A 24,079-nucleotide genomic window follows, 5' to 3' on the forward strand; every position below is an offset into this window, starting at 1 on the left:
TATGGCGCTGACACTCACGCGCATGCCCGATCGGCCGGGCGAGAATGTGGAGACAAGCGGATGCAGACGATCCTGGGTGCGAACGGACAGATCGCAACAGAGCTGGCACGGGAACTCAACCGCGCCTACACGACCGAACTGCGTCTGGTCAGCCGCAACCCGCGCGCGGTCCACGAGACTGACGAACTGGCGCGCGCAGACCTGATGGATGCCGACCAGACCCGGGCGGCCGTTGCCGGCAGCGAGATCGTCTACTTCACCGCCGGGCTGCCCGCGGACACAGACCTGTGGGAGGCGCAATTTCCCACCATGCTCCAAAACGCCCTCGACGCCACTCGTTCAGCCGGCGCGAAGTTCGCATACTTCGACAACACCTACATGTATCCCCAGGACGACCGCGTCCAGACCGAGGCGACGCCGTTCGCGCCCGTCGGACGCAAGGGCCGCGTCCGCGCCCGAATGGCAACCATGGTCCTCGACGAAATCACTCGAGGCGACATCCCCGTCCTGATCGGCCGCGCTCCAGAGTTCTACGGCCCCGGACGCACGCAGGGGTTCACGAACTCGCTGATCATCGACCGAATCAAGGCTGGCAAAAGGCCCCTCGTCCCAGTGCGCGACGACACGCTGCGAACATTGATCTTGACGCCGGACGCCTCACGCGGGCTCGCCCTCCTCGGGAACACCCCCGACGCGTTCGGGCAGACCTGGCACCTCCCTATCGATAAGAACCGGCTCACGTATCGGGCGTTCGTCGCCCTCGCCGCGGCGACCTTCGGCCGCGACCCGGACTATACGGTCCTGCCGGCATGGACGCTGCGCACGGCCGGGGCGTTCTCCCCGTCGGCACGGGAGCTCCGCGAACTGCTGCCCCGATACCGGGTCAACAATCTGTTCGACGCCACCAAGTTCAGCACCCGATTTCCGCAGTTCCAGGTGACTACCTACGGCGAGGGACTCAAGCAGATCCGTTCAGAAAGCAGCCCGCACGCGGCATAAGACCCGGTCTTGCGTCTAGACGACGGAGCATCCATCTGACGTGGGCGTCAAATACGTCAGGACGACGGCCACCCGAACCCGCTACCCGACGTAGTGTCACCGATGTCTTGAGACACCAACCGTCACCGATGTCCTGACCCAATTTCGTCACCGATGTCCTGAGACAAGACACTTCGAGATGATCGTCCGTGCACCAGCGACGCAGCGCCTCTGGAAGGTGGTCCCATCGGCCGAATCGACAGGCCGGCACGTGACGCTCGTTGCGCTTGCGCCACCCGCCCTAGGGCTCCCGACAGCGATCAGTCGCCCGCGGACACTTCGAGTTGGACGTCCGCTCCGGTATCTGTCGGAGTCACGTACAGAGTTGATAGTCCGAGGTCCCAGCGTGTTGGATTGATCCTGTTGGTGTATCCCAAGGCGCGAAAGCGCGCTGCGAGACGGTCGGGAACATTTGCGCCCGCGACGGAAATATCCGCCTCCATGGATTGGCCACCAGTACTGAGTCCCCATACGGCGGTGTTGTCGAACTCCCTTTTCACCTGGACCTGACCGATGTCCTCCAACTGAAGTTGCGACTCCACCAGGTGAAGAGAGCTTTTGTGAGCGCGCGTTAGTGCGGCGACAATCACCTGGTTATACAACGTCGTTCCCACCGCCACTGGAACCACAATCACGACCACGAGGCCGAGCACCCAGATAGCAGAGATCAATCCAGCACGACCGCGCGATCGATGCGGCGAGGGCTCACGTTCCTGGGTCCGGCTCACGCTTGCCAATGTTATGAGTCACTGGGACAGACCCAACGAGCCCCAGTTCGGGGCCAGTCGATAACGCGCGAGTGCTCAGGAGCGAGTCACCTGCCCTTTGGTGCCTTTCCGTCGCCCGATCGTAGCTCCCTCCCGGCGCTCCGTGCCGGGCTTTCGCGGCGTATCCTCCCTCCGGTCCGGTACTCCACGGTCCCGACACTGCACACCTCTCACCCGCTCTCGATCACCCGCCGGAAAGGCACTCAAAACGATCGACCTTGGGAGTGAGTGGGATGCGGGTATTCATCATCGACACCAGCAACATGGCACCGGAACTGCAAGGCGGACTCATCGGCGTCGAAGGGACTTCGAACCCGACCGCTGCTGAGAAGCAGGAATGCGTAGAGACCGCCAGCACGTACGCACTGAACGGGTGGGCGATAGCCGCCGACCCGCACACACCGATCGGCTGGCTCGCCGCCCTCACCGCGGAGACGGCATGCGTGCCCTTCGTCAACCTCACCCGGATCGCTCACGACGAGCCCCGGCCGCAGCCGGCTCCCGCCAGAGTCGGTGGTTAGCCGCACGATGGCCATGCGGTCCCCAATACCGTTCCATCCGAAGCTCCGCCCGATCGAACGAAGTGCTAGCGGGTTTCGGACATTTGTGGGTTTGCGCGTCAAAACCGGCTGGGAAACACAACGTGTAGGTATGAAGGCAATCGATTCCGACACCGCGCCGACTCGCAGGTCGCCGGCCAGCCTGTCCGACGTCCCTATCGGGAGCTGTCGCGGCAGCGAGACGGACAGATCTGCACTCGGTGAACTCGTCGAAATCGTCCTGCCTCGGAAATTCACAGGTGCGGGTGGTCTACCTGCTCAGATACCCGGAAACACAGGCCAGAACTGGCCGGTCACCGTCGGCCGGGGAGCGGGCGATTTCCGGAAGGAGTCCGCGTGCGCGCCAAATGCGCGCAAAAACGCGCGCCGAACCGGAACTTGTAAGTAGAGGGAGTTTTTTCGAAAGGACAAGACCGTCCAGTTTCGGGAAGCCCAAGACGAGGCGCGAGGGAGGCGAGTGCAGGTGCGAGGTGGAGTAGCCAGATGGAAGCGGGGACAGCAATCCCACGGGGTCAAGCAAGCGGTCAACTACGCCTTCAGCGGGGTCTGTGACGCCACCCTCACCGCCAAAACCGCCGACGGTGTCATCGCCGCCGCCGGCTACGCCGACGCGGTGATGACCCGGTACATCGTCGAGAACGGTGCCATCCGCGACGACCTCCTCACCCGCGATCAACTCAAGGACTGGGTCGACGGACTCGACCCGCTCACCAGGGAGCGTCGCGGCCGGGACCTCGAGTCTCCCGTTGCAGACCTGATTCTGGATGCGACGATCAACGCCCCGAAGTCGTTCTCGATCGCCGCCATGCTCGACCCCGAGTTGGCCGCCGCGTACGAAGACCTCCAAGACCGCCTCCGTGACCGGATTGTGAAGCTGTGGCAGTCCGAACTCAACGCCCGCCGCTGCAAAGGCGGCGCCATCCGCGAAGATCTCGCCCGGCTCGAGGTCGTCGAACTCCGCCACGAACGCTCCCGCTCCCTCGACCCGCACAAGCACCGCCACCTCTGGCTCAACGTCAAAGTCCAAGGCGTCGATGGCAAATGGTCCAACATCGACACGAGAGTGGCGTTGCGGTTCCAGAACGTGATCAACGCAGAAGGCGACCTCGCCTCCCGCACCGACCCAGCATGGATCCATGCGCTCGCCGCGAAAGGCTTCACGCTCAATGCGGACGGGGAGATCAGCCAGTTGCAGCACCTGGTGCGGCCGCTGTCGAAGCGGTCCGCGCAGATCGAAGCCAACAAGATCACCCGGATCGCCTGGTGGAAGCAACAACACCCGGGACAGGAACCCTCCCACGATGTGCTCAACCAAATCGACCGGTGGGCGTGGGCCACCGGTCGACCGAACAAGCCCGGCGACCTGAACGAGGACGCCTGGGCAGAGCTCATCCAAGACGAACTCCTCGCGGCGGACCCCGCTCTCCGCCAGGAGCGCGTCCCAATCGATGTAGCCTCGGAGTCGCTCGCCGATCTCGACCTCGAGCTTCTCGCCGCGAGAGCCATCGTCGATGCCGACGCCCGCTCAACCGGCACTGGTGGGCGATTCAGCATCATGGACTTGCGAGCTGGGACCATCCGCGCCATCGCCGCGACAGGCGTCATCGCCGAGCGTGCAGAGCTGGCGGCGCTTGCCGACCAGGTCGTCGCCTCCACCCGTGCGCTCACCGTCACCCTGCTCGACGAACCCGATGTCCCCGCACACATCAAGTCCCGAATGGCCACCTCCACCGCAGCCCTGAAAGCCACGATCGCCAACCGCATCGAAGCACTCTCGACACCTGGCGAAACAGCACGGGTTGAGGAGATCACGGCCATCGCCCACGTCCTCGACCCGGACCGCGTCCTGGACAACGACCAAACCGACGGCGCATCCGCCATCGCCGGAACCGCTTCCGTCGTCGCGATTACGGGAGCCGCGGGCACCGGCAAGACCACAATGCTCAAGGTCGCGGGCGCCACCCTTCGTCGGCACGGCCGAAACATGATCATTGTCGCCCCCACGAAGAAGGCTTCCACCGTCGCTGGACGCGAAACCAACAGCGCAGCGTCCAGCCTCCATCAGCTCCTGCACGACTACGGCTGGCGCTGGGCCACCGGCACAGCTGGCAACACCGAATGGACTCGTCTCAAAGCCGGCGACCTCGACCCGTCCACCGACCTCCAATACCACGGTCCTCACACGCGGATCCGCCCCGGCGATCGGATCGTCGTCGACGAGGCCGGCATGCTCGACCTCGAAGCCGCAAACGCGCTGATCGACGTCCTCCACCGCACCGGCGCGACCGTTGCCGTCGTCGGCGACGACTATCAAGCACTCCCCGTCGGTCATTCTGGTGCCATGGCTCTCTTCCGCCGATCCGCATTCGACAAGATCGAGCTCACAGAGATCCACCGCTTCCAGGAGCCTGAATGGGCAGACCTGTCGGCGCGTCTGCGCGACTCGCGAGGCCCTGCTGAGTCTCTGGCGATCGCGGAGGAAATCGAAGAGACCGGGCACCTAACCCGCGTGACCAGCGATTCTGAGGCCCGTCAGATTATGGTCAACGCGTGGCTGGAGTCTTCGCGGAAGGCGGAGACGATCGCACTTGTCACAGCAACCCACGCCGAGGCCCAACAGGTCAACGAAGCCATTCAGACGCGGCGCATAGAGTCGGGCGCCATAGACACACGCCGTTTTGCAGTGTGTCAGTCTGAGCAGGCTCTGTTCGTTGGGGATGTGGTTCAGACCCGAAGGAACGACAACGCATCTGGAGTCGAGAACAGGCAGAACTGGGTCGTGACAAGCATCACGGACGGCCACCTCACCCTGGCATCCGTTTCCGACTCGACTGCCCTACGTCGGGTCACGCGTGAATACGCAAGCACTAACCTCCATCTCGGGTATGCCAGCACCGTCTATGGCGTCCAAGGGGAAACGACAGAACGCGCCATCGTCGGGCCTGGCGTCGATGCTGCAGGCCTCTATGTTGGACTTACCCGCGGAAGACGAAGCAACGATGCAATCGTGATCGCATCCACGGTTGAAACGGCCAAGAAAGAGCTGGCGGCAACTATGCAGCGACAGTTGAGCGAAGAGACGATCGAAAAGTCTCGCATAGCAGCCGGACTGGAACTCGTCCGCGCGGCGAAAATCGGCGGTACGGGGCCAGTCGCGACCCCCAACTCTGTGGCACCCACATTGACGCGGTGAGCCTGCAGGCAGACTATTGGCCACCCAATCCTGTTGCGACGACTTCCCGTCCGCGCCGACTCCTACCATCAAGCGAGCTGTCCCGTTCGCGGTAATTGAGCAGGGCCACGCCAAGAGCGTCCGCGCGCTCTCGCGCAACGGGACGAACGCCGCCGCGCAGGAAGATGAGCGGTTGACGTCCATCCGCCGCGGCCAGTCCGGCGGCCTTCTCAACGACGTCGATGTCGAGGTTTCCGCGGGAGTTGTCAACCCAGGCAAGGAAACCGGAGCTATAGATGTCACACGACTCGCGAGTCATGCCTGAAGCAACAACCGCATCTGCTGCGCCGAGATAGATCATCCATTCCCTGCACAACTCAATCGCCTCCTCGGATGAGACGCCGAAGGGGCGGGGACTGGGCAACTGGACATTCACGGTCCCAAGTGTCCTCTGTACCCCTGAACCTCCCAAGATTGACCCCGGGAGCTAGTTCGGATCGACCCACCACGCGTGGTTTGAACGGCCAACGATTCCCAAAGCGGTGAGTAAACGGTGAGTTTGGCCAATAACCATTGAGCGGGTAGTGTGGGCGGAAGCCTATTTTCCCAGCGTTTTACTGGGATTCGAGGCCACGCGAGTGTAGTTCAATGGTAGAACTTCAGCTTCCCAAGCTGATAGCGCGGGTTCGATTCCCGTCACTCGCTCCACATTCGACGTCTCAGCGAGCGGCGCGATCGGCGAGCGCGTCGCGCAGCCCGGCGCGGGATGTCACGCCCAGCTTCGGGAAGACCTGGTAGAGGTGGGCGCCGACCGTTCGGGGCGAGAGGAAGAGCTTCTCGCCGATCTGCCGGTTGCTCAGCCCGGCGGCGGCCAGCTCGGCGATCTCCCGTTGTTGCGGTGTGAGGTCCGCGGCAGCACCGTCGCCCGCTCGGTCGAGGGCGAGCCCGCTCGCGCGCAACTCGGTGCGAGCGCGCGACGCCCACGGTTCGGCGCCGAGCCGTTCGAACGTGGTGAGGGCCTGGGTCAGCACCGCCCGGGCGTCCGTCGTGTGCTTCGCTCGTCGCAGGCGTTCGCCGTAGGCCAGCTCGATGCGCGCCTGGAGGAACGGCCACCGTCCGGCGTCGGGCGTCGCCAGCGCCCTCCGGTAGGCGTCGCGGAAGCCGTCGTCGTCGCTGACGAGGGCCGATGCCCCGGCGGTGATGAGGGCGAGTCGCGGCGAGATCCCGGCGACGCCTGACGCGTCGATGTCGGTCGCGTGCGTTCGTGCTTCGTCCGTTCGTCCCGCACGGACGGCCGCCTCGACGAGGTCGAAGAGCACCCACAGCGCCGCGGGTTTGAACGCGGGGACGGTCGACGGCGAGCAGACGTCGAGCGCGTGGCGATAGGCCGTCTCGTAGTCGCCGTCGCCGAGTGCCGCGACCGACCGCGCATGCGCGGCGAGCTGAAGGACGAATCCCACCCGGTTGGGAGCGGCCCAGCCGACGAGTTCGTCGGTCACGCGCTGCACGAGTTCGCGATCCCCCCGAGCGGCGGCCACCATGGCCTGGTCGTACTGCAGGAATCCGCCGAGCAACCGGTAATGGTGCTGTGCAGTGATCACGAGGCCTTCGTCGGCCAGCCTCAGCGCTCGCTCCCACTCCCCGGAGAGGAGTCCGTCGAAGCTCAGGAGCGCGAAGGCTTTGATAGCCGAGGCGATCGCCCCGCCGGCGCGGCCGTGGTCGAGCACGCGCTCGAGCGCCCCGCGGCACCCGGCGAGCCGGTCGACGTACAACGCAGCGATGCCCAGGCGGACCGCGTTCGCGTGATCGGTCTGCGCGTCTATCGCCTCGATCGCGGAGTCGAGTGCCGGAAGCTCCGGCAGCGCGAGCCGGGCGGGCTCCAGGAAAGTGGCGCCGAGCAGGCGCAGCCCCGCAGGCGGTTCCAGCCCCAGGCGTGCGACCGCTGCCCTGTAGTCCGCGACCAGGTCTGCGCGCGACCCGAACGAGCAGTTGGCGTTCAGCACGTACACGATCTCGAGCAGCGGCGCGTCCCACTCCGCGATCGGGGCGCGAACGCTCCGCAGGGCACTCATCAACAAGCGGTGGACGGTGTCGACGTCGCCTCCGCCGTTCACCAGGTAGGCCGCGGCGGCGACGGCCGCGGCGACAGAGCGGCCCTCCCCGACGACGGCGCCTCGGGTGAGGAGCTGCGGGACGGTCAAGTCCCCGGTCACGTCCGCGCCGAGATACGTCGCGAACATCGCCCGGCGGGAGTTGTCCTCCGGTGCGGGGCTCAGCTCCGCCGCACGCAGCAGTAGTTCGATCGCGCCCACCGGGTCGCCGCGACCCTTGGCGGTGAGTGCGGCTTGCTCCAGCAGCATGGCGATCGCCTCGTCCGGCCCCGTCGCCGCCTCGGCCAGGTGCCAGGCACGACGTTGCGAGTCGGCGGGATGACGATCGGCCAGCAGGAGATGCGCCCGGCGTCGCTCGTCCTCTGTCGCACGCTCCACCACGGCCGACCGCATGAGCGGATGCCGGAACTGCACTCCGTGCGTCACGGGGTGAATGCGGACGAGGCGCGCCCGCTCGGCCGGCTCCAGCCCGGCGAGCGAGACGACCGGGAACACGTCGCCGGACCCGTCCAGAGCGGTCAGCAGCAGTTGCTCCCTGGTCTCGGGCGGGAGGGCGTCGATCGTCCGGGCGAAGTGGAGCCGCAGCCGCCGGCCCACCGGCGTGCGGGACTCCCCCGGGTCGGTGGCCCCGGGCTCCTCCCGCGTCGGCAGCTCGATGAGGGCCAGGGGGTTGCCCTCGGCTTCGGTCAAGACCTGGGACGCGTCGCGGGGCGGCAGATCCGGGAAGGCGGCGTCCAGCAGTTCGGCGGCAGCGGCGTCTTCGAGGGCTCCGACCGCGAACTCCGGCAGACCGGCGCCCTGGAACACACTGACCTCGCCGGCGCGCAGCACGCCCAGCAGCCCGATCCGATAGCCCGTCAGACGGCGCGCCAGGGTCGCGAGCACGGTCGCGCTCGCCCGGTCGAGCCACTGCAGGTCGTCGATCGCCAGCAGCATCGGGCCGTCACGGCCGGCCTGCACCAGCAAGCCGATCACGGCGTTCACCAGCGTGAGCGGGTCGGCCGGCGATCCGTCCGCCAGCCCGAGGGTCACCTCGATCGCGTGCCGCTGCAGCGCAGGCAACGTCGCGATCTCCGCCGTGAGGGGCGCCAGCAGTTGATGCAGCCCGGCGAAGGTCACCTCGGCCTCGAACTCGACCCCGCCGGCATGAAGCACACGCACGCCGACGGTGGCGGCGTCCGCGGTCGCCGCGTTCAGGAGCGCTGTCTTGCCGACGCCTGCTTCGCCGACGACGAGCAGCGCGCCGCCGACCACGGACGACTCCGCGACGAACCGACGCAGCGCCGTGAGCTCCCGCTCGCGGCCCACGAGCATCGTCGTCGATCCCCATCCCGGCACGAGCCCGACTCTAGCGGCGCGGCGGGCTCCTGCACACGGGCGAATCCGGCGGACACCCGACGTCGGCTACGTCACCCGGTTAAGTCGTCTGACAGATTCGCGGCGCGAGCTACCCGCCTAGATTCGCCCGTGTCCCAACAGACTCGGAAGGAGTCACCATGAAACCCACCATCGTCCTCGTCCACGGCGGATTCGTCGACGGAGCGGGCTGGAGCGGTGTGTACGACGACCTGACCGCCGACGGCTTCAGGGTCCGCGTCGTCCAGAACGCCACCAAGTCCCTCGCCGACGACGCGGCGACCACCCGCGACATCCTCGACGCAGCGGAAGGCCCCGTCGTTCTCGTGGGCCACTCCTACGGCGGCGCGGTCATCACCGAGGCCGGCAACCACGACAACGTCGCCGCCTTGGTCTACGTGACCGCGTTCGCGCCCGACCAGGGCGAGTCGGTCAACACCCTGCTGGGCACCTTCCCCACGGACGGCCCGCAGCCGCCCATCCTCCCTCCCGTCAACGGCTACCTCTTTCTCGACCGGGAGAAGTTCGCCGGCTCGTTCGCCGGCGACGTCTCCCCCGGCGAGGCCGCGTTCATGGCGGACTCGCAGGTGCCGTGGGGGCTCGAAGCACTCGGCGGCGTGGTGACCAAGGCCGCGTGGCACGCCAAGCCGAGCTGGTACCTCCACGTCACGGAGGACCGGATGATCCCGCCGGCGGCGCAGGCGACGATGGCCGAGAGGATGGGCTCGACGGTCGCCGAGACGCCCGGCAGTCACGCCATCTACGTCTCCCAGCCGCGCGTCGTCGCGGACCTCATCCGCACGGCGGCCATGTCCGTCACCGGCTGACGTCGGCCGGTGGCACCAGCAGGGGCGGCGGTGGAGGCGGAGCGGCCGTCCAGCGGCGTTCGTCACATGGACGGGTAGAACCTTCCGTCCCCATTGCCGCCCCTCCACCCCGTTGCTAGCGTCGGCACCGTTCCGGGGGAGACCGTAGGAGGTACCCCTCATGTCTGTCCTCATCGCAACCCGGTTCACCGGCGACACCGCGGCGTTCACGAGCTCGCTCACCGAGCGCGCCGGCGAGTATCGGGAGATCGCGGATCGTGCCAAGGCGGCCGGTGCGCTGCACCACCAGTTCGCCGTCGGTGACGGCTTCGTGGTCATCATGGACGAGTGGGAGACGCAGGACGCGTTCCGCACGTTCTTCGCCGCCCCGGACCTCCAGGCCTTCATCGCTTCCGTCGGGGGCGACCCGAGCGCTCCGCCGCAGGTGCTCGCCGGGGAGAAGATCGACTCGCCCGATAAGTTCTAGGGTTCCTGCGCGGCAGAACCACCCGGTTCTTGCCGGAAGCGAAAGATCGCCGGATCTTTCGGTGCTCATTCGCGCCAAGAACCGGTGTTCGCCCGTTACGGTCGCAGTGCGGGCGACCTCCGCAGCCGACGAACAGACGCGTTCATCCGACGCGGAAGGGCCCTGAGTACCGAGCGTGACCACCTTCAACACCGACCACCCGCACGCCTTCGAGTCCCACCGCGCGGCATGGGTCGCACGGGAGGTGCAGGCCGAGCAGCTCATCCCGCTCATCGGGCGCCTCTACCGCGATCACGGCGTCGTCACCTCGATCCACGGCCACCGTCTCATCAACCTGTCCGCCACCGGCGTCATCTCGGTGCACGACCGCGCGCGCGAGCTCGGGCACGAGGAGCTGACGCTGCAGGAGACCGCGACGGTGCTCACCGCGCTGCTCGGGATCGCGCCGGCGCCGGCCTCCATCGACGTCGCGCGGCTCGCCATGTCGGTGCGCGGGCTGGACGTCGCTGACGTGGAGGCCCGGGTGCGGGCCGAACTCGACAACGCCCACTCCACCTACGCCGCCGGGCCGACCGACGTCGTGCTCTACGGCTTCGGCCGCATCGGGCGGCTGCTCGCACGCATCCTCATCAACCACGCCGGCAACGGGAACGGGCTGCGCCTGCGGGCGATCGTGGTGCGGCGCGGGTCGGACAACGACCTCGACAAGCGCGCCAGCCTCCTCGCCCGCGACTCGGTGCACGGGCCGTTCCCCGGCTCGGTCACCGCCGACCACGAGCACGACGTCCTCGTGGCCAACGGCACCCGCATCCAGGTCATCTACTCGGACGACCCGACCACCATCGACTACTCCGCTTACGGCATCCGCGACGCGATCGTGGTCGACAACACCGGCCGCTGGCGGGACGAGGCCGGCCTCGCGCAGCACCTGGCCAGCCCGGGCGTCGCGCGGGTCCTGCTGACGGCGCCGGGCAAGTCGCCGCTGAAGAACATCGTGCACGGCATCAACGACGACACGATCACCGACGCCGACCGCATCGTCTCGGCGGCGTCCTGCACCACGAACGCGATCACCCCGGTGCTCAAGGCGCTGGAGGAGGCGTACGGGATCGTGCGCGGGCACGTGGAGACGGTCCACTCGTTCACGAACGACCAGAACCTCACCGACAACTTCCACAAGGGCGACCGGCGCGGGAGGTCGGCGGTGCTCAACATGGTGATCACTGAGACCGGGGCGGCGAAAGCGGTCGCGAAGGCGCTGCCGTCGCTCGCGGGCAAGCTCACCGGCTCCAGCATCCGCGTTCCCACGCCGGACGTCTCCCTCGCGATCCTCAACCTGACGCTGGAGCGGCCGGCGACGAAGGAGCAGGTCAACGACTACCTGCGCAGGGTGTCGCTGCACTCGCAGCTGCGCCAGCAGATCGACTACGTGGAGTCCCCGGAGGTCGTCTCCAGCGACTTCGTCGGCTCCCACCGCGCCGGGATCGTCGACGGCCTCGCCACCATCGCCGACGGGACCAACCTCGTCCTGTACGTCTGGTACGACAACGAATACGGCTACTCCTGCCAGGTCGTGCGAGTGCTGGAGCGGATGGCGGGGACGCATCCCGCGGTCGTCCCGCCGCGCGCGGAGGTGCGGTTGCTGGAGGGGGCGACTACCGTTCAAGGGTGAGCACCCCCGAGAACGCAGCCGAGACCGAAGCCGACACGACGAGCACCGGCGACCCCGCCGAGACGGAGGCCTCCCTCACCTTCGCGGACCTGGGCCTCGACGCCCACGTCCTGAAGGCCGTGAAAGAGCTCGGCTACGAGACGCCGTCGGCCATCCAGGCGGCGACCATCCCGCTGCTGCTGGAGGGCCGCGACGTCGTCGGGCTCGCCCAGACCGGCACGGGCAAGACGGCGGCGTTCGCCCTCCCGATCCTGTCCCGGCTGGAGCTGTCGCAGAAGACGCCGCAGGCGCTCGTGCTCGCGCCCACCCGCGAGCTGGCCCTGCAGGTCGCCGAGGCGTTCGAGAGCTACGCCACTCATCTGCGCGGCGTGCACCTGCTGCCGGTGTACGGCGGCCAGGGCTACGGCGTGCAGCTCTCGGCGCTGCGGCGCGGCGTCCACATCGTCGTCGGCACGCCCGGCCGGATCATGGACCACCTCGACAAGGGCACGCTCGACCTCTCCGAACTCCGCTACCTCGTGCTCGACGAGGCCGACGAGATGCTGAAGATGGGGTTCGCGGAGGACGTGGAGACGATCCTCGCCGACACCCCGGACGACAAGCAGGTCGCACTGTTCTCGGCGACGATGCCCGCCTCGATCCGGCGCATCTCCCAGAAGTACCTGCACGATCCCGAAGAGGTCACGGTCAAGACCAAGACCTCGACCTCCCCCAACATCACCCAGCGCTACCTCGTCGTCTCGTACCCGCAGAAGGTGGACGCGCTCACCCGCATCCTCGAGGTCGAGAACTTCGAGGGGATGATCGTCTTCGTCCGCACCAAGAACGAGACCGAGACGCTGGCCGAGCGGCTGCGCGCCCGCGGCTACTCGGCGGCGGCGATCAACGGCGACGTGGCGCAGGCCCAGCGCGAGCGGACGGTCGAGCAGCTCAAGTCGGGCAAGCTCGACATCCTGGTCGCCACCGACGTCGCCGCACGCGGCCTCGACGTCGAGCGGATCAGCCACGTCGTCAACTTCGACATCCCGGTCGACACCGAGTCGTACGTGCACCGCATCGGCCGCACCGGCCGCGCGGGACGCAGCGGCGCGGCGATCAGCTTCGTCACCCCGCGCGAGCGCCGTCTGCTGACGGCCATCGAGAAGGCGACCCGCCAGCCGCTCACGCAGATGCAGCTGCCGAGCGTGGACGACATCAACGTCACCCGGCTCGCGCGCTTCGACGACGCGATCACCGCGGCGCTGGCGCAGGTCGAGCGGGTCACGCGGTTCCGCGACATCATCGGCCACTACGTCGAGCACCACGACGTACCGGAGGCCGACGTCGCGGCGGCGCTCGCGGTCGTGGCGCAGGGCGACGAGCCGTTGCTGCTGAACCCGGACGACCCGCTGGCGCGGAGCGTGGAGCGGGATGGGCGCGACACCCGCTCGGCCGGACGCGACGACCGCGGCGGGCGCGCTGAGCGGGGTGAGCGCGGTCCGCGACGCGAGCGCAGCGACAAGGCGATGGCGGCGTACCGCATCGAGGTCGGCAAGCGGCAGAAGGTGGAGCCGCGCCAGATCGTCGGCGCCCTCGCCAACGAGGGCGGCCTGAGCCGGGAGGACTTCGGCCACATCAAGATCATGCCCGACTTCTCGCTCGTGGAGCTGCCGGCCGACCTCCCGGGCGACACGCTCTCCCGGCTGTCCGGGACCCGGATCAGCGGCAAGCTGATCGAGATCCGGCCGGACAACGGGCCGGGGGCGCGGCGTCAGCGCGGCGAGTGGGAGGACCGCCGGCCGCGGGAGCAGCGCCGCGGACGGGACGACCGGCCCGCGCGCGACGACCGGCCGGCGCGCAAGCCGCGGCACAGCTGACGTCCGCCGACTGACGCCGGCGTCGGGTCAGCTCCCGGGCATCCACCCCGACTGCACCAGCCATCCCGGGAGGTCGAGCAGCTCCGGGTCGACCTCGCGCGTCGCCTCGAAGTCGGCCTGGTACGCCGGCGTCTCCGCGAACCAGCGGAACATCTGCGCCATGTCGCCGAACGACGCGACTGCCTCCAGCGGCAGCGCCTCGTACCGGGCGGGGAGGCCCGCGTAGGCCCCGATGGTCGCGGCGATCTCCTCCCCGGTGAGGCGGTCTCCCGCGATCTCCAGGCTCGACCCCTCGACCGGCGTGCCACCCAGCAGGATCGCCGCCGCCACGCGCCCGATGTCACGCACGGCGACCATCTCCAGCGGCACGTCCGCGGGCAGCGCCATCCGGACGACGACCTCGCCGTCCTCGACGCTGACCGACCGCGCCGCGAGGTTGTCCATGAAGAACACGGGCCGGATGATCGTGCGGTGCAGGCCGAGCGCGTCCAGGTGCTCCTCCACACGGCGCTTGCTCTCGAAGTGCGGTATGCCGGTGTGCCGCTCCGCACCGCCGACCGAGCTGAGGACGAAGTGCGGCACCCCGGCGCGGGCGGCCGCGTCGGCCGCGGCGATCCCGGAGGCCGTCTCGTGCTCGATCCCGCCGCGTGGCGTGGTCATCGCGAACGCTCCGTCGACTCCGGCGAAGAAGCGGTCGAGCGAAGCGGGGTCGTCCAGATCGCCGGCCGAGAGCTCCACGCCGCGGTCGGCGAGGCGCCGGGCGGCCGGAGCATCGGGGTCGCGCACGAGGGCGCGGACGCGTGCGCCGCGCTCCAGCAACGCGTCGACCACCGAGCCACCCTGCTGGCCCGTGGCTCCGACGACCGCGATCAGGCGATCTGTCGTTGGAGTGCGTTCGGTGCTCATGCGTCCTCCTCGGGGTGTCCACCGCGACCGTAGACCCCGATCGGCCGGTGCGGAACACCCGGAGCGCCGCCGCGCCCGGTCACCTGTGCGCGTTGTCCTCCACGATGTGCCGGACGGCGCCCACCGCGAGGTGCAGCATCCCGCCGAACACCCCGAGCACGCCGAGCCGGTTGCCCCAGGCGAACACGTCCGCGGCTCCGGCGGCGTCGGTCCCGCGGATGGCGAACCCGACGAAGTAGAGGACGACCGCGCTGATCAGCGCGACGACGTAGATGGTCACGAGGACGGTGATCGCGAGGTTCGGCGTCCGGCGGATCTTCGGCCTGCGCTCATCGGTGGACATGGCTCGGATGCTACCGACGGGGTGGAGCCGGTGGCAATGACGGTCCCGGCGTCCCGAAACCCACCGGGTCTACGATGGCCCGCATCCGCCCGCCGAAAGGAGACCCCCTATGCCCGTCCTCACCGACACCTTCGCCCTGTCCAACGGCGTCGAGATCCCGAAGGTCGGGTTCGGCACCTGGCAGATCCCGGACGGCCCGCTGACCTACGACTCGGTGCGCACGGCGCTCGACGCCGGCTACCGGCACATCGACACGGCGCGCGCGTACGGCAACGAGGCGAGCGTGGGGCGGGCGGTGCGGGACAGCGGCCTCCCGCGCGAGGACGTGTTCATCACGACCAAGTGCCCGGCTGAGGTGAAGGACGCCGCGGGCGCACGCCACGCGTTCGAGCGGTCGTCCGAGCTCCTGGACCTCGGGCCGATCGACCTCTATCTCATCCACGCGCCGTGGCCGTGGAACCACCAGGGCAGCGACCACCGTGCAGGGAACATCGAAGTGTGGAAGGTGTTCGAGGAGCTGTACGACGCCGGCCGGACCCGCTCCATCGGGGTGAGCAACTTCGTCGTCTCCGACCTGGAGTCGCTCATCGGCGGGACGAGCGTGGTGCCGCACGTCGACCAGATCCGCTGGTTCGTCGGGCACACGCAGCCCGAGACGACGGCCTACTGCCAGGAGCGCCGCATCCTCGTCGAGGGCTACTCGCCGCTCGCGACCGGGCGGCTGATCGGGGACGAGGACATCGCCGTGATCGCGGAGAAGTACGGCAAGACCGGCGCGCAGGTCAGCCTCCGCTACCTGCTGCAGAAGGACGTCCTCCCCCTGCCGAAGTCCACGACGCCGCACCGGATCGCGGAGAACGCCGAGCTGGACTTCGAGCTGAGCGCGGAGGATGTGGCGGCGCTCGACGCGCTGACCGCAGCCGGCCGCTGAGCGTCCGCCCGGCTACTTGCCCGCGCCCACCGCGATACCGGCCACCACATACCGCTGCAGCGCGAGGAACACCACGAACAGCGGCAGCACGCCCAGCACGAGCGTCGGCAGGAGCTGCTCAGGACTCATGGTGTGGGTCCCGATGGTCGCGTAGACGGCGAGCGTCACGGTCTGCTTGTCGTCCGACGAAAGCAGCACGAGCGGGAGGATGAGGTCGTTCCAGACCTGCAGGATGACGAAGATCGCGAGCGTCGCCGTGGCGGGGCGGAGCAGCGGGAAGACGATCTTCCAGTAGGTGCGGAGGAGCCCGGCGCCGTCGACGGCCGCGGCCTCCTCCAGCTCCGGCGGCACCGTGCGCAGGAAGCCGGCGAAGAAGAAGACGGCGAACGGCATGATCGTCGCGGTGTAGGCGAGCACGATGCCGACGTAGCTGTCCAGCAGGTGCAGCTTCTGCATCACCTCGTACAGCGGGGTGAGCACCACGAAGATCGGGATGGTGAGGCCCGAGACGAAGAGCTGGTACAGCGTGCGCGTCCAGCGCCGGGTGTGCCGGACGATCGCCCACGCCGCCAGGGAGGCCGAGAACACCGTGATCACGGCCGTGGCGAGCGTGATGATGAGCGTGTTCCCCACGCTGCGCAGGTAGTGCATGTTCTCGAACGCGTTGACGTAGTTCTGGAAGTCGATCGGCGCCGGGAGGGCGAACGGGTTCGACGGGGCCGCGCTGCCGTGGTGGAGCGACACCATGACGAGCACCCAGATCGGGGTGAGGACGACCGCGGTGAACGCGAGCAGGATGACGGAGGCGATCGCGGTGGACGCGCGCGAACGGAACCGGCGGGAGCGGAAGCGCGGGGCGCGGCCGGTCGGCTTCTCGGCGGCGGCCCTGGGTGCAGTGGGCTCGGTCTCCCGGCTGATGAGTGCGGTCATGCGAGGTCGGCCTCCCGTCGGCGCAGCAGCGTCGCCTGCGTGACGCCCACGACGATCGTGAGGATCAGCAGCAGGACGGCGAGCGTGGTGCCGTAGGCGAACTGGTAGTTCGCGAAGCTGTTGTTGTAGATGACGAGACTGAGGGTCTGCGTCGCGTCCGCGGGCGCGCCCTGGGTCATGATGAACGGCAGGTCGAACACCCGCAGCGACCCGATGACGCTCAGCGTGATGTTGATGGTGAACGACGGCGCGAGCAGCCGCCAGTCGATGCTCCAGAACCGGCGCCAGCCGGCGGCGCCGTCGAGGTTCGCCGCCTCGATCAGCGCTGGGTCGATGGCCATGTAGTTGGCCAGGTAGATCGTGGCGGTGTAGCCGAGGAACATCCAGATGTAGATGGCCGCGATCGACATCAGCGCCGTGTGCGGGTCGCCGAGCCAGATCGGCTCGAGCGCGTGGAGGCCGAGGGCGTCCATGACCGCGTCGATCGGGCCGCCGAGCGGGGAGTACATGTACGACCAGAGGTAGCCGACGGCGACGAACGCCATCATCGCGGGCAGCAGGAGGCCGGCGCGGACGAAGTTGCGGACCCGCTCCAGCTTGAACAGCCAGAACGCGACCAGGAGGGCGAGGCCGTTCTGCACGACGACCACCACGATCGTGTAGACGATGGTGTTGCCGAGCGCGTGCAGGACGGTCGGATCCGACAGGGCATGAAGGTAGTTCTTCAGCCCGACGAAGTTGCCGCCGCTCGGCCCGATCGCGTCGGTGAAGCTGAGCTGCACGCCGCGGATCAGCGGGTAGATCACGAACACGGCGAAGATGAGGGCTGCCGGCGCGATCAGCACCATCGCGGAACGGCCACGGATCTGCATGGGGTCGCCTTTCGGGCTGGGTGTTGCGGTGCGGTGGAACGCGGTGCGTGATCGCCCGGCTGGGGAGGCGTGTGCGCCTCCCCAGCCGGGACGTTGTGACTACTTCGTCTTGGGGATCGTCTGGTCGAGCTGCTTCAGGAGCGAGCTCGTCGACTGCGTCGGGTCGTTGAAGAGCGACGTGCCGACCTTCCAGAACTCCTGCTCGTAGGTCGGGAAGTGCAGGTACTCGATCGGCGAGACCTGCGAGTGGCCGGCGTTGAAGGCATCCACGTAGGCGCTCGCCTTCGCCATGGTCGGGCTCGGCACGTTCTTCAGAGTGGTGAACGAGTTCTCCGCGGCCAGGTAACGGCTGTCGTTGGCCGGGTCGGCCATGAACGCGACGTACTTCTTCGCGGCGTCGGTGTGCTGGCTGGCGGCGTTGACGCCCCAGCCGGAGCCGACGAAGGTCACGCCGTAGGGGCTGCTGCCCGCGTCGCCGCCGGGGAACGGGTTGAGCGAGAAGTCGAACTTCGCGTTCTGCTGGAAGTTCTGCAGCTCCCACGCGCCCATGATGGTGAAGGCCCACTTGCCCGCGGCGAAGTCCGCGTTGCCGGTGTTGAAGGGCTCGATGCCGTTCATCAGCTTGCCGTCCACGCCGCCCGTGGTCAGGAGCTGCTTGATGTGGTCGAACACCGGCGTGAAGGTCGGGTTCCAGTTGGTCTTGCCCTCGTCGTAGCCCTGGCCCCAGGTCGGGTCCGTCAGGTTCGCGGCGAGCGCCAGCGAGAGCTGCTCGCTGGTCCAGCCGCCCTGGTCGGCGAGCAGGAGGCCCGGCTGGCCCGCGGCCTTCAGCTTCTGCAGCGCGTCCAGGAAGTCCGGCCAGGTCTGCGGGACCTGGCTGATGCCGGCCTTCTTCAGGATGTCGAGGTTGGCGTACAGGCCGATCGGGATGTTCTGCTGCGTGAGCGCGTAGGTCTTGCCGCCGATCGCACCGAACGGCGCGACGTTCGGGAGGATCTGCTTCACCCAGGACTGGTCGCTGAGGTCGGCGAGGTAGCCCTGCTTCTGCCACTGCTGCACGCGGGTCGCGTTCGTCATGAGGACGTCGGCGGCGGTGCCGGCGGCGAGGCGGGTGTTGTTGTACTGGTCGTACTCGCCGTTGGCGACGTACTTGTAGTCGATCGTGATGTCCGGGTACTTCTTGTGGAAGTCGGCGTTGATCTGGGGGATGTCGGCGAGCTCCGTGCCGCCGCCCTCGAAGCCGACGACGGTCAGCGTGGTCTTGCCACTGCTGGAGCCGTCTCCCGACGAGCAGCCGGCGAGCGCCAGCGCGACCGCCGAGACGGCGGCGGCGGCGAGGATCAGTTTCGTGCGCATGGGTGTCCACTCCTTTGTGAGGTGCCTGGTGTTGTCAGGTGGTGCGTTGCGTGGTGCGGGGGTGTGTGTGGTGCGGGGGTTGTGGAGCCTGGCCCGCCTTCCGATCAGCGATCGAGGGGCGGGACGTCGTCGAGCTCGTAGGCCGCGGGTCGCGACTGGATGTCGCGCAGGAGCCGGAGGTCGAACTTCGGCACGCGCCGGAAGTCGAGCACGCCGTTCTTCTCCTGGAAGACGTCCGTGAGCTGGGTGAAGCAGTAGCCGAACATGCCGGGGTCGTCGAGCAGCGTGTCCACGAGGCGGCGGAACCGGTCGATCCACTCCTCGCGGGTGCGCGGCGCCTCGCCGTAGCCCCAGGAGTCGTCGCCGGTGCGGTCGCTGTCCGACCACCAGATGCCGCCGAACTCACTGCAGAAGTAGGGTTGCCCGGCGTACGGGACGGACCACTCGGTGCCGTCGAGCGCGGTGTTGACGTACGGGCGGCCGTCGGCGAGCCCGCCCATGCGCTGTGCGAAGACGTCCGGGTCCTGCTCGTACAGGTGCGAGTCGTAGATGTCGGCGCCGGGCACCCGGTGCGAGTAGCCGGACGCGTCGATCACCGGACGGGTGGGGTCGATCGCCTTGGTGACCGCATAGAGCGCCCTGGTGGCGTCGTCGAGGACGGTGAGCCGGTCGGTCATGGGCTGGAAGGTCTCGTTGAGCGGGCACCAGCCGACGATCGACGGGTGCGACAGGTCGCGCGTGAGCGCCTCCACCCACTCGGTGACGAACGAGAGGGTGGGCTCCTGCGGGCCGCCGGGACCGACCTTGGCGCCCCAGTCGGCGAACTCACCCCAGACCAGGTAGCCGAGCCGGTCGGCGTGGAAGAGGTAGCGCTCCTCGAACACCTTCTGGTGGAGGCGGGCGCCGTTGAAGCCGGCGGCCATCCCGAGCTCGATGTCGGCCACGAGGGCGTCGTCGCTGGGCGCGGTCATCAGGGTGTCGGGCCAGTAGCCCTGGTCGAGGACGAGCCGCTGGAAGACCGGGCGCCCGTTGAGGAGGACGCGGCGGCCGTCGATGGCGATGGTCCGCATCCCGGCGTAGCTGTCGAGGACGTCGACCACGGTCTCGCCGCGCAGCAGGGTGAAGCGCACCGCGTATAGGTGCGGGTCCTCGGGTGACCAGGTGCGGAGGCGGTCGGCGGGGACCGGGAGGGTGAGGACCGGCTTCACCTGCGCCGTCACGTCCAGCTCGCGGCTGACGACGAGGCCGTCTGCGTCGCTGATCTCGACCCGTGCGGTGAGTCCGGCGGCCGGGGAGACGACGTCGAGCTCGACCGCGAACGACGACGAGGGGAGGTCGGGGCGGATGACGGGGCGGCCGAAGTGCGCGGGGGCGACGGGCTCCAGCCAGACCGTCTGCCAGATGCCGGTCGTGCGCGTGTAGAAGGCCTCGTAGTTCTCGGGGCGGCGCGACTGCTTGCCGCGCGCCTGGACGGTGAGGTGGTCGTCCTCGGCGAGGACGGAGAGGGTGAAGGCGGGGGTGGAGGCGGCGCGGGCGACGGCATCCGTGATGTCGATCGTGAACGGGGTGAAGCCGCCGCGGTGCCGGCCGACCTCGATGTCGTCCACCCAGACGGTGGTGTCGAAGTCGACGGCGCCGAAGTGGAGGAGGAGGCGGTCGTCGGCCCAGCCTGCCGGGACCTCCACGATGCGCTGGTAGCGGACCGCGGGGTGGAATGCGGTGCTGCCGATGCCGGAGCGCTCCGACTCGGGGGCGAACGGGACGAGGATGTCGCGGTCGAGGGTCCAGGCGGTGGGAGCGGCGGCCTCCGTAGCCTCCGTGGCCTCCGTGGCGCCGAAGCCGAAGCTCCACACGCCGTTGAGGTTCAGCCAGCGGTCGCGCACGAACTGGGGGCGCGGGTACTCCGGGCGCGGGATGGCCTGCGCGACGGCCGCGTCGCCGCCCTGTTCGATTTCCCTCGATGCAAATGACACGATCAGGATGCTAGCGCGCGATTTGCCTCGATGCAAACACATTGTGGAAAATGTGCGGAATCGCAGGAGAGCGGCGTCACCGGGCGGTGGGAGAGGCCCGGTGCGTACGTGACCCGCGCGCCCCCGCCTCGACGACCGGCGCGCTCTCCCGCACGACCAGCCGGTGCGGCGCCACGAGAACCTCGGGCTCCAGCGTCTCGCCCGCCAGCCGGCGCACGATGCGGTCGAGCGCCGTGTCCGCCAGCCACTGCTTGTCCGGGCTCACCGTCGTGAGCGAGGGGATGGAGAAGCGGCCGTCCTCGATGTCGTCCCAGCCGACCACCGCCACGTCGTCCGGCACCGAGACCCCCGCCTCGTGCAAGGTCCGCAGCGCACCGAGGGCCAGCGCATCCGAGAAGCAGAAGATCGCGTCGAACCGTTCGCCGCTGTCGAGCAGCCTGCGCATCGCGGCGGCGCCCTCCGGCCGGCGGAAGCCCTCCACGTACTCCACGATCTCGGGGAGGCCGAGGTCGGCGTGCGCGCGGATCGCGGCGCGGTAGCCTTCGAGGCGCTGCGAGCTGGCGGCGCGATGGCTGCGTTCGGCGCCGATCGCGGCGATGCGGCGGCGGCCCTGCGCGAGCAGATGCTCGACAGCCTCCCGAGCGGCCTGGAAGTTGTCGATCATCACCTTGTCATAGCCCGGGAACTCATCCTCGCCGAGAAACACGAGCGGCCCCGCGGCGAGCGCCTCCAGGTCCTCCGCGCGCAGGGCGAGCGGGCTCAGGGCGAGCGCGTCGAAGAGCGAACCGCCCGCGGTCCGGCGGAGCAGGGCGAGCTCGCGCTCCCGGTCGCCGTCGGTCTGGTCGACGACGACGGTCAGGCCGCGCTCGGCGCCACCCTCGACGAAAGCACGGGTGAGCTCGGCGAAGTAGGCGGTGTCCAGTTCGGGCAGCATCAACCCGATGAGCCCGGATCGCCCGACCTTGAGACTGCGCGCGAGCTCGCTCGGCTGGTACTCGAGCTCGTTGATGACGCGGAGGACGCGCTCCCGGGTCGCCGGCGCGACATGGTCGAAGCCGTTGACGACGTTGGAGACGGTCCGGACCGAGACACCCGCGGCCTCCGCCACCTCACGACGTGTCGCCGCCATGCTCCCCCACTCCGCCACGTCCCGTGCTTTGCCTCGTGGCAAAGAACCGCGCTCATCCTATCCGGAACACGCGCGCCCCCGACCGTCAGCCGAGGGGCACGTTGTTGTCGCTTGGGACGCCCGGAAGTGACAACGACGTGCCCTTCGATGGCTCGAGGGTGGTGGAGGTGGGTGGGGTGGTGGGGGCGGGCGTCACTGGGTCGGCCCGGACAAGCGCGATGCCGCCCAGGATCAGGACTCCGCCGACCAGCTGCAGCGCGTTCAGCGACTCTCCCAGCAGCAGCCACGCGTAGAACGTCGCCGCCACGACCTCCAGCAGCCCGGCGAACGAGCCCAGCCGGGAGCCCAGCATGTTCGCGGCGGTGATGCCCGACGCGTAGGCCAGCGCGGTCGCGAGGGCACCGACCACGGCGAGGGGAACCCACCACGGCGCAGAGCCGCCGAAGAGCTCCACATCGCGGGTGCTCACGACGAACGGCAGCAGGCCGGTGGCGCTCACCGCGGCCAGCGCCACGCCGCCGGCGAGCAGTCCGCCCGCAGCGAGGGCGACGGGCGGGAGGCCGTCGGACGGGCGCGCGGCGATGATGTAGTACCCGGCGCAGCCGAGCATCGCGGTCACCGCGAGGGCGATTCCGACGAGGTCGAGCGGCTTTCCGCCGCCGGGCGAGACGACGAGCAGCAGGCCGGCGATCGCGACGGCCGAGCCGGCGAGGACCACGGCCTTCGGCGCCCGGCGGGTGCGCGCCCACACGAACAGCACCAGCACCACCGGCGCCAGGTACTCGATCAGGATGGCCGTCCCGACCGGGATGCGCTCGATCGCGGCGAAGTACAGCACCTGCGTTCCGGCCACGCCGACCAGCGCCATCCCGAGCAGGCGCCAGCGTCCCCGCCAGAGCGAGGCCCAGCGGCCGCGGAGGGCGAGGATCGCGAACGGCGCCAGCACGACGCCGCCGATCAGCACGCGCGCGGTGACCGCGGCGGCCGGCGACCAGCCGCTCTCCAGCAACGGCTTGATGAACGCTCCGGACAGGCCGAACGACGCGGCGGCGACGACCGCGATGAGGAGACCCCTGGATGTCTGGTTCTGTGCCATCGGAGGCCTCCTGCCTGCGTGCGTCGGGCGGGTCCGGGCGGCGCGGAAAGGGCCGGCGTCAGGACCGTAGTGGGTTATGATCCTGACGTTAGTACTCGGCAAGGTAAGGAGTCAACTTGCATTTTGCCCCTGACGCGGAGGACGCCCTCCAGTTCGCCGTGGTCCTGTGCAACACCGTCCCCACGGCCTCCCGCAGCGGGGAGGACGAGCTCGCCACCCCGGCGCAGCTCGTCGCGTTGATGCACGAGAACCAGTACTCGGGACGCATCGACGGCGACGAGGCCGAGCTCCGGCAGGTGCACGAGACCCGGGACCGCCTCCGCCGGGCCTGGACGATGGAGCGCGACGCCGCCGTCGCCGAGGTGAACGCCATGCTCGCCGACGCCCACGCCTCCCCCTACCTGATGCGGCACGACGGCTTCGACTGGCACCTGCACGCCACGTCACTGGACGCGCCGCTCGCCGAACGCATCCGGGTGGAGGTCGCGCTCGCGCTGGTGGACGTCATCCGCTCCAACGAGAACGACCGGCTGCGGAGCTGCGCCGCGTTCGACTGCGACGGGCTGGTGCTCGACCTGTCCCGCAACGGGTCCAAGCGGTTCTGCAGCGTGCGGTGCGGCAACCGGATGAACATGGTGGCGTTCCGGGCGCGGCAGGAGGCGGACGAGGCGCACGCGAGGTGAGAGGATGGCGGACAGACCGATCCACCCCGAGGAGCCGC

At 68.8% G+C, this 24,079-nt stretch carries 20 protein-coding genes and 1 tRNA gene; 10 read left to right on the forward strand and 11 right to left on the reverse strand.

Translation table 11 applies throughout. The features are described from left to right. Positions 1-60: 60 nt before the first annotated feature. Positions 61-999, forward strand: a complete 939-nt coding sequence (locus tag ABH923_RS09940; RefSeq protein ID WP_370055204.1) for an NAD-dependent epimerase/dehydratase family protein — start codon at positions 61-63, stop codon at positions 997-999. A 299-nt stretch (positions 1,000-1,298) separates the two neighbouring features. On the opposite strand, the gene ABH923_RS09945 is transcribed toward ABH923_RS09940, so the two are convergent. Further along, the gene (locus ABH923_RS09945) at positions 1,299-1,766 is read right to left on the reverse strand and encodes a hypothetical protein (protein ID WP_370055205.1); all 468 of its coding nucleotides are present in this window, start codon (positions 1,764-1,766) and stop codon (positions 1,299-1,301) included. A gap of 272 nt (positions 1,767-2,038) precedes the next feature. Between ABH923_RS09945 and ABH923_RS09950 the strand changes: the two genes are divergently transcribed. Continuing rightward, on the forward strand, positions 2,039-2,326 hold the full coding sequence (locus ABH923_RS09950; protein WP_370055206.1) for a hypothetical protein: 288 nt from the start codon (positions 2,039-2,041) through the stop codon (positions 2,324-2,326). Between the two features lie 496 nt (positions 2,327-2,822). Further along, positions 2,823-5,558, forward strand: a complete 2,736-nt coding sequence (locus ABH923_RS09955) for an AAA family ATPase (protein ID WP_370055207.1) — start codon at positions 2,823-2,825, stop codon at positions 5,556-5,558. 13 nt (positions 5,559-5,571) lie between these two features. On the opposite strand, the gene ABH923_RS09960 is transcribed toward ABH923_RS09955, so the two are convergent. Further along, the gene (locus ABH923_RS09960; RefSeq protein WP_370055208.1) at positions 5,572-5,973 is read right to left on the reverse strand and encodes a hypothetical protein; all 402 of its coding nucleotides are present in this window, start codon (positions 5,971-5,973) and stop codon (positions 5,572-5,574) included. A gap of 198 nt (positions 5,974-6,171) precedes the next feature. Here ABH923_RS09960 and ABH923_RS09965 point away from each other — a divergent pair. After that, positions 6,172-6,245, forward strand: a tRNA-Gly gene (locus ABH923_RS09965). 11 nt (positions 6,246-6,256) lie between these two features. Here the strand turns inward: ABH923_RS09965 and ABH923_RS09970 are convergent. Next, positions 6,257-8,986, reverse strand: coding sequence for an AAA family ATPase (locus ABH923_RS09970; protein ID WP_370055209.1), 2,730 nt, complete (start codon positions 8,984-8,986; stop codon positions 6,257-6,259). A gap of 158 nt (positions 8,987-9,144) precedes the next feature. Here ABH923_RS09970 and ABH923_RS09975 point away from each other — a divergent pair, with 158 nt between their 5' ends. From ABH923_RS09975 to ABH923_RS09990, 4 genes are all read left to right on the forward strand, one after another. Further along, positions 9,145-9,831 (forward strand): alpha/beta fold hydrolase, encoded by a 687-nt coding sequence (locus tag ABH923_RS09975; RefSeq protein ID WP_370055210.1) that lies wholly within the window; start codon positions 9,145-9,147, stop codon positions 9,829-9,831. 160 nt (positions 9,832-9,991) lie between these two features. Next, a complete protein-coding gene (locus ABH923_RS09980) occupies positions 9,992-10,297 on the forward strand; it encodes a hypothetical protein (RefSeq protein ID WP_370055211.1) in 306 nt (101 codons plus the stop codon). Positions 10,298-10,472: 175 nt separating this feature from the next. Next, positions 10,473-11,969 (forward strand): glyceraldehyde-3-phosphate dehydrogenase, encoded by a 1,497-nt coding sequence (locus ABH923_RS09985; RefSeq protein WP_370055212.1) that lies wholly within the window; start codon positions 10,473-10,475, stop codon positions 11,967-11,969. Then, positions 11,966-13,825, forward strand: a complete 1,860-nt coding sequence (locus tag ABH923_RS09990) for a DEAD/DEAH box helicase (protein ID WP_370055213.1) — start codon at positions 11,966-11,968, stop codon at positions 13,823-13,825. Before ABH923_RS09985 ends, ABH923_RS09990 begins: the two co-directional genes overlap by 4 nt. A 27-nt stretch (positions 13,826-13,852) precedes the next feature. On the opposite strand, the gene ABH923_RS09995 is transcribed toward ABH923_RS09990, so the two are convergent. Together ABH923_RS09995 and ABH923_RS10000 are read right to left on the reverse strand one after the other, a co-directional pair. Next, positions 13,853-14,731, reverse strand: a complete 879-nt coding sequence (locus ABH923_RS09995) for an NmrA/HSCARG family protein (protein ID WP_370055214.1) — start codon at positions 14,729-14,731, stop codon at positions 13,853-13,855. 79 nt (positions 14,732-14,810) lie between these two features. Beyond that, positions 14,811-15,074, reverse strand: coding sequence for a hypothetical protein (locus ABH923_RS10000; RefSeq protein ID WP_370055215.1), 264 nt, complete (start codon positions 15,072-15,074; stop codon positions 14,811-14,813). Between the two features lie 109 nt (positions 15,075-15,183). Here ABH923_RS10000 and ABH923_RS10005 point away from each other — a divergent pair, with 109 nt between their 5' ends. Further along, complete coding sequence (locus tag ABH923_RS10005) at positions 15,184-16,005, forward strand: aldo/keto reductase (RefSeq protein ID WP_370055216.1); 822 nt, start codon at positions 15,184-15,186, stop codon at positions 16,003-16,005. Between the two features lie 12 nt (positions 16,006-16,017). Here ABH923_RS10005 and ABH923_RS10010 read toward each other — a convergent pair whose 3' ends face one another. The 6 genes from ABH923_RS10010 to ABH923_RS10035 form a co-directional block, all read right to left on the reverse strand. Continuing rightward, the gene (locus tag ABH923_RS10010; RefSeq protein WP_370055217.1) at positions 16,018-16,935 is read right to left on the reverse strand and encodes a carbohydrate ABC transporter permease; all 918 of its coding nucleotides are present in this window, start codon (positions 16,933-16,935) and stop codon (positions 16,018-16,020) included. Then, positions 16,932-17,807 (reverse strand): carbohydrate ABC transporter permease, encoded by an 876-nt coding sequence (locus ABH923_RS10015; protein ID WP_370055218.1) that lies wholly within the window; start codon positions 17,805-17,807, stop codon positions 16,932-16,934. The genes ABH923_RS10010 and ABH923_RS10015 overlap by 4 nt, the downstream gene beginning before the upstream one ends. A 99-nt stretch (positions 17,808-17,906) precedes the next feature. Then, positions 17,907-19,160 (reverse strand): ABC transporter substrate-binding protein, encoded by a 1,254-nt coding sequence (locus ABH923_RS10020; RefSeq protein WP_370055219.1) that lies wholly within the window; start codon positions 19,158-19,160, stop codon positions 17,907-17,909. 104 nt (positions 19,161-19,264) lie between these two features. Next, on the reverse strand, positions 19,265-21,133 hold the full coding sequence (locus ABH923_RS10025; protein ID WP_370055220.1) for a glycoside hydrolase family 2 protein: 1,869 nt from the start codon (positions 21,131-21,133) through the stop codon (positions 19,265-19,267). 76 nt (positions 21,134-21,209) lie between these two features. After that, the gene (locus ABH923_RS10030) at positions 21,210-22,262 is read right to left on the reverse strand and encodes a LacI family DNA-binding transcriptional regulator (protein ID WP_370055221.1); all 1,053 of its coding nucleotides are present in this window, start codon (positions 22,260-22,262) and stop codon (positions 21,210-21,212) included. A gap of 85 nt (positions 22,263-22,347) precedes the next feature. Then, entirely contained in the window at positions 22,348-23,358 is a 1,011-nt protein-coding gene (locus ABH923_RS10035; protein WP_370055222.1) for a DMT family transporter, read from the reverse strand. Between the two features lie 116 nt (positions 23,359-23,474). Between ABH923_RS10035 and ABH923_RS10040 the strand changes: the two genes are divergently transcribed. After that, positions 23,475-24,041, forward strand: coding sequence for a CGNR zinc finger domain-containing protein (locus ABH923_RS10040; protein ID WP_370055223.1), 567 nt, complete (start codon positions 23,475-23,477; stop codon positions 24,039-24,041). Positions 24,042-24,079 lie beyond the last annotated feature (38 nt).

The organism is Leifsonia sp. EB41, from assembly GCF_041262565.1.
Taxonomy (GTDB): domain Bacteria; phylum Actinomycetota; class Actinomycetes; order Actinomycetales; family Microbacteriaceae; genus Leifsonia.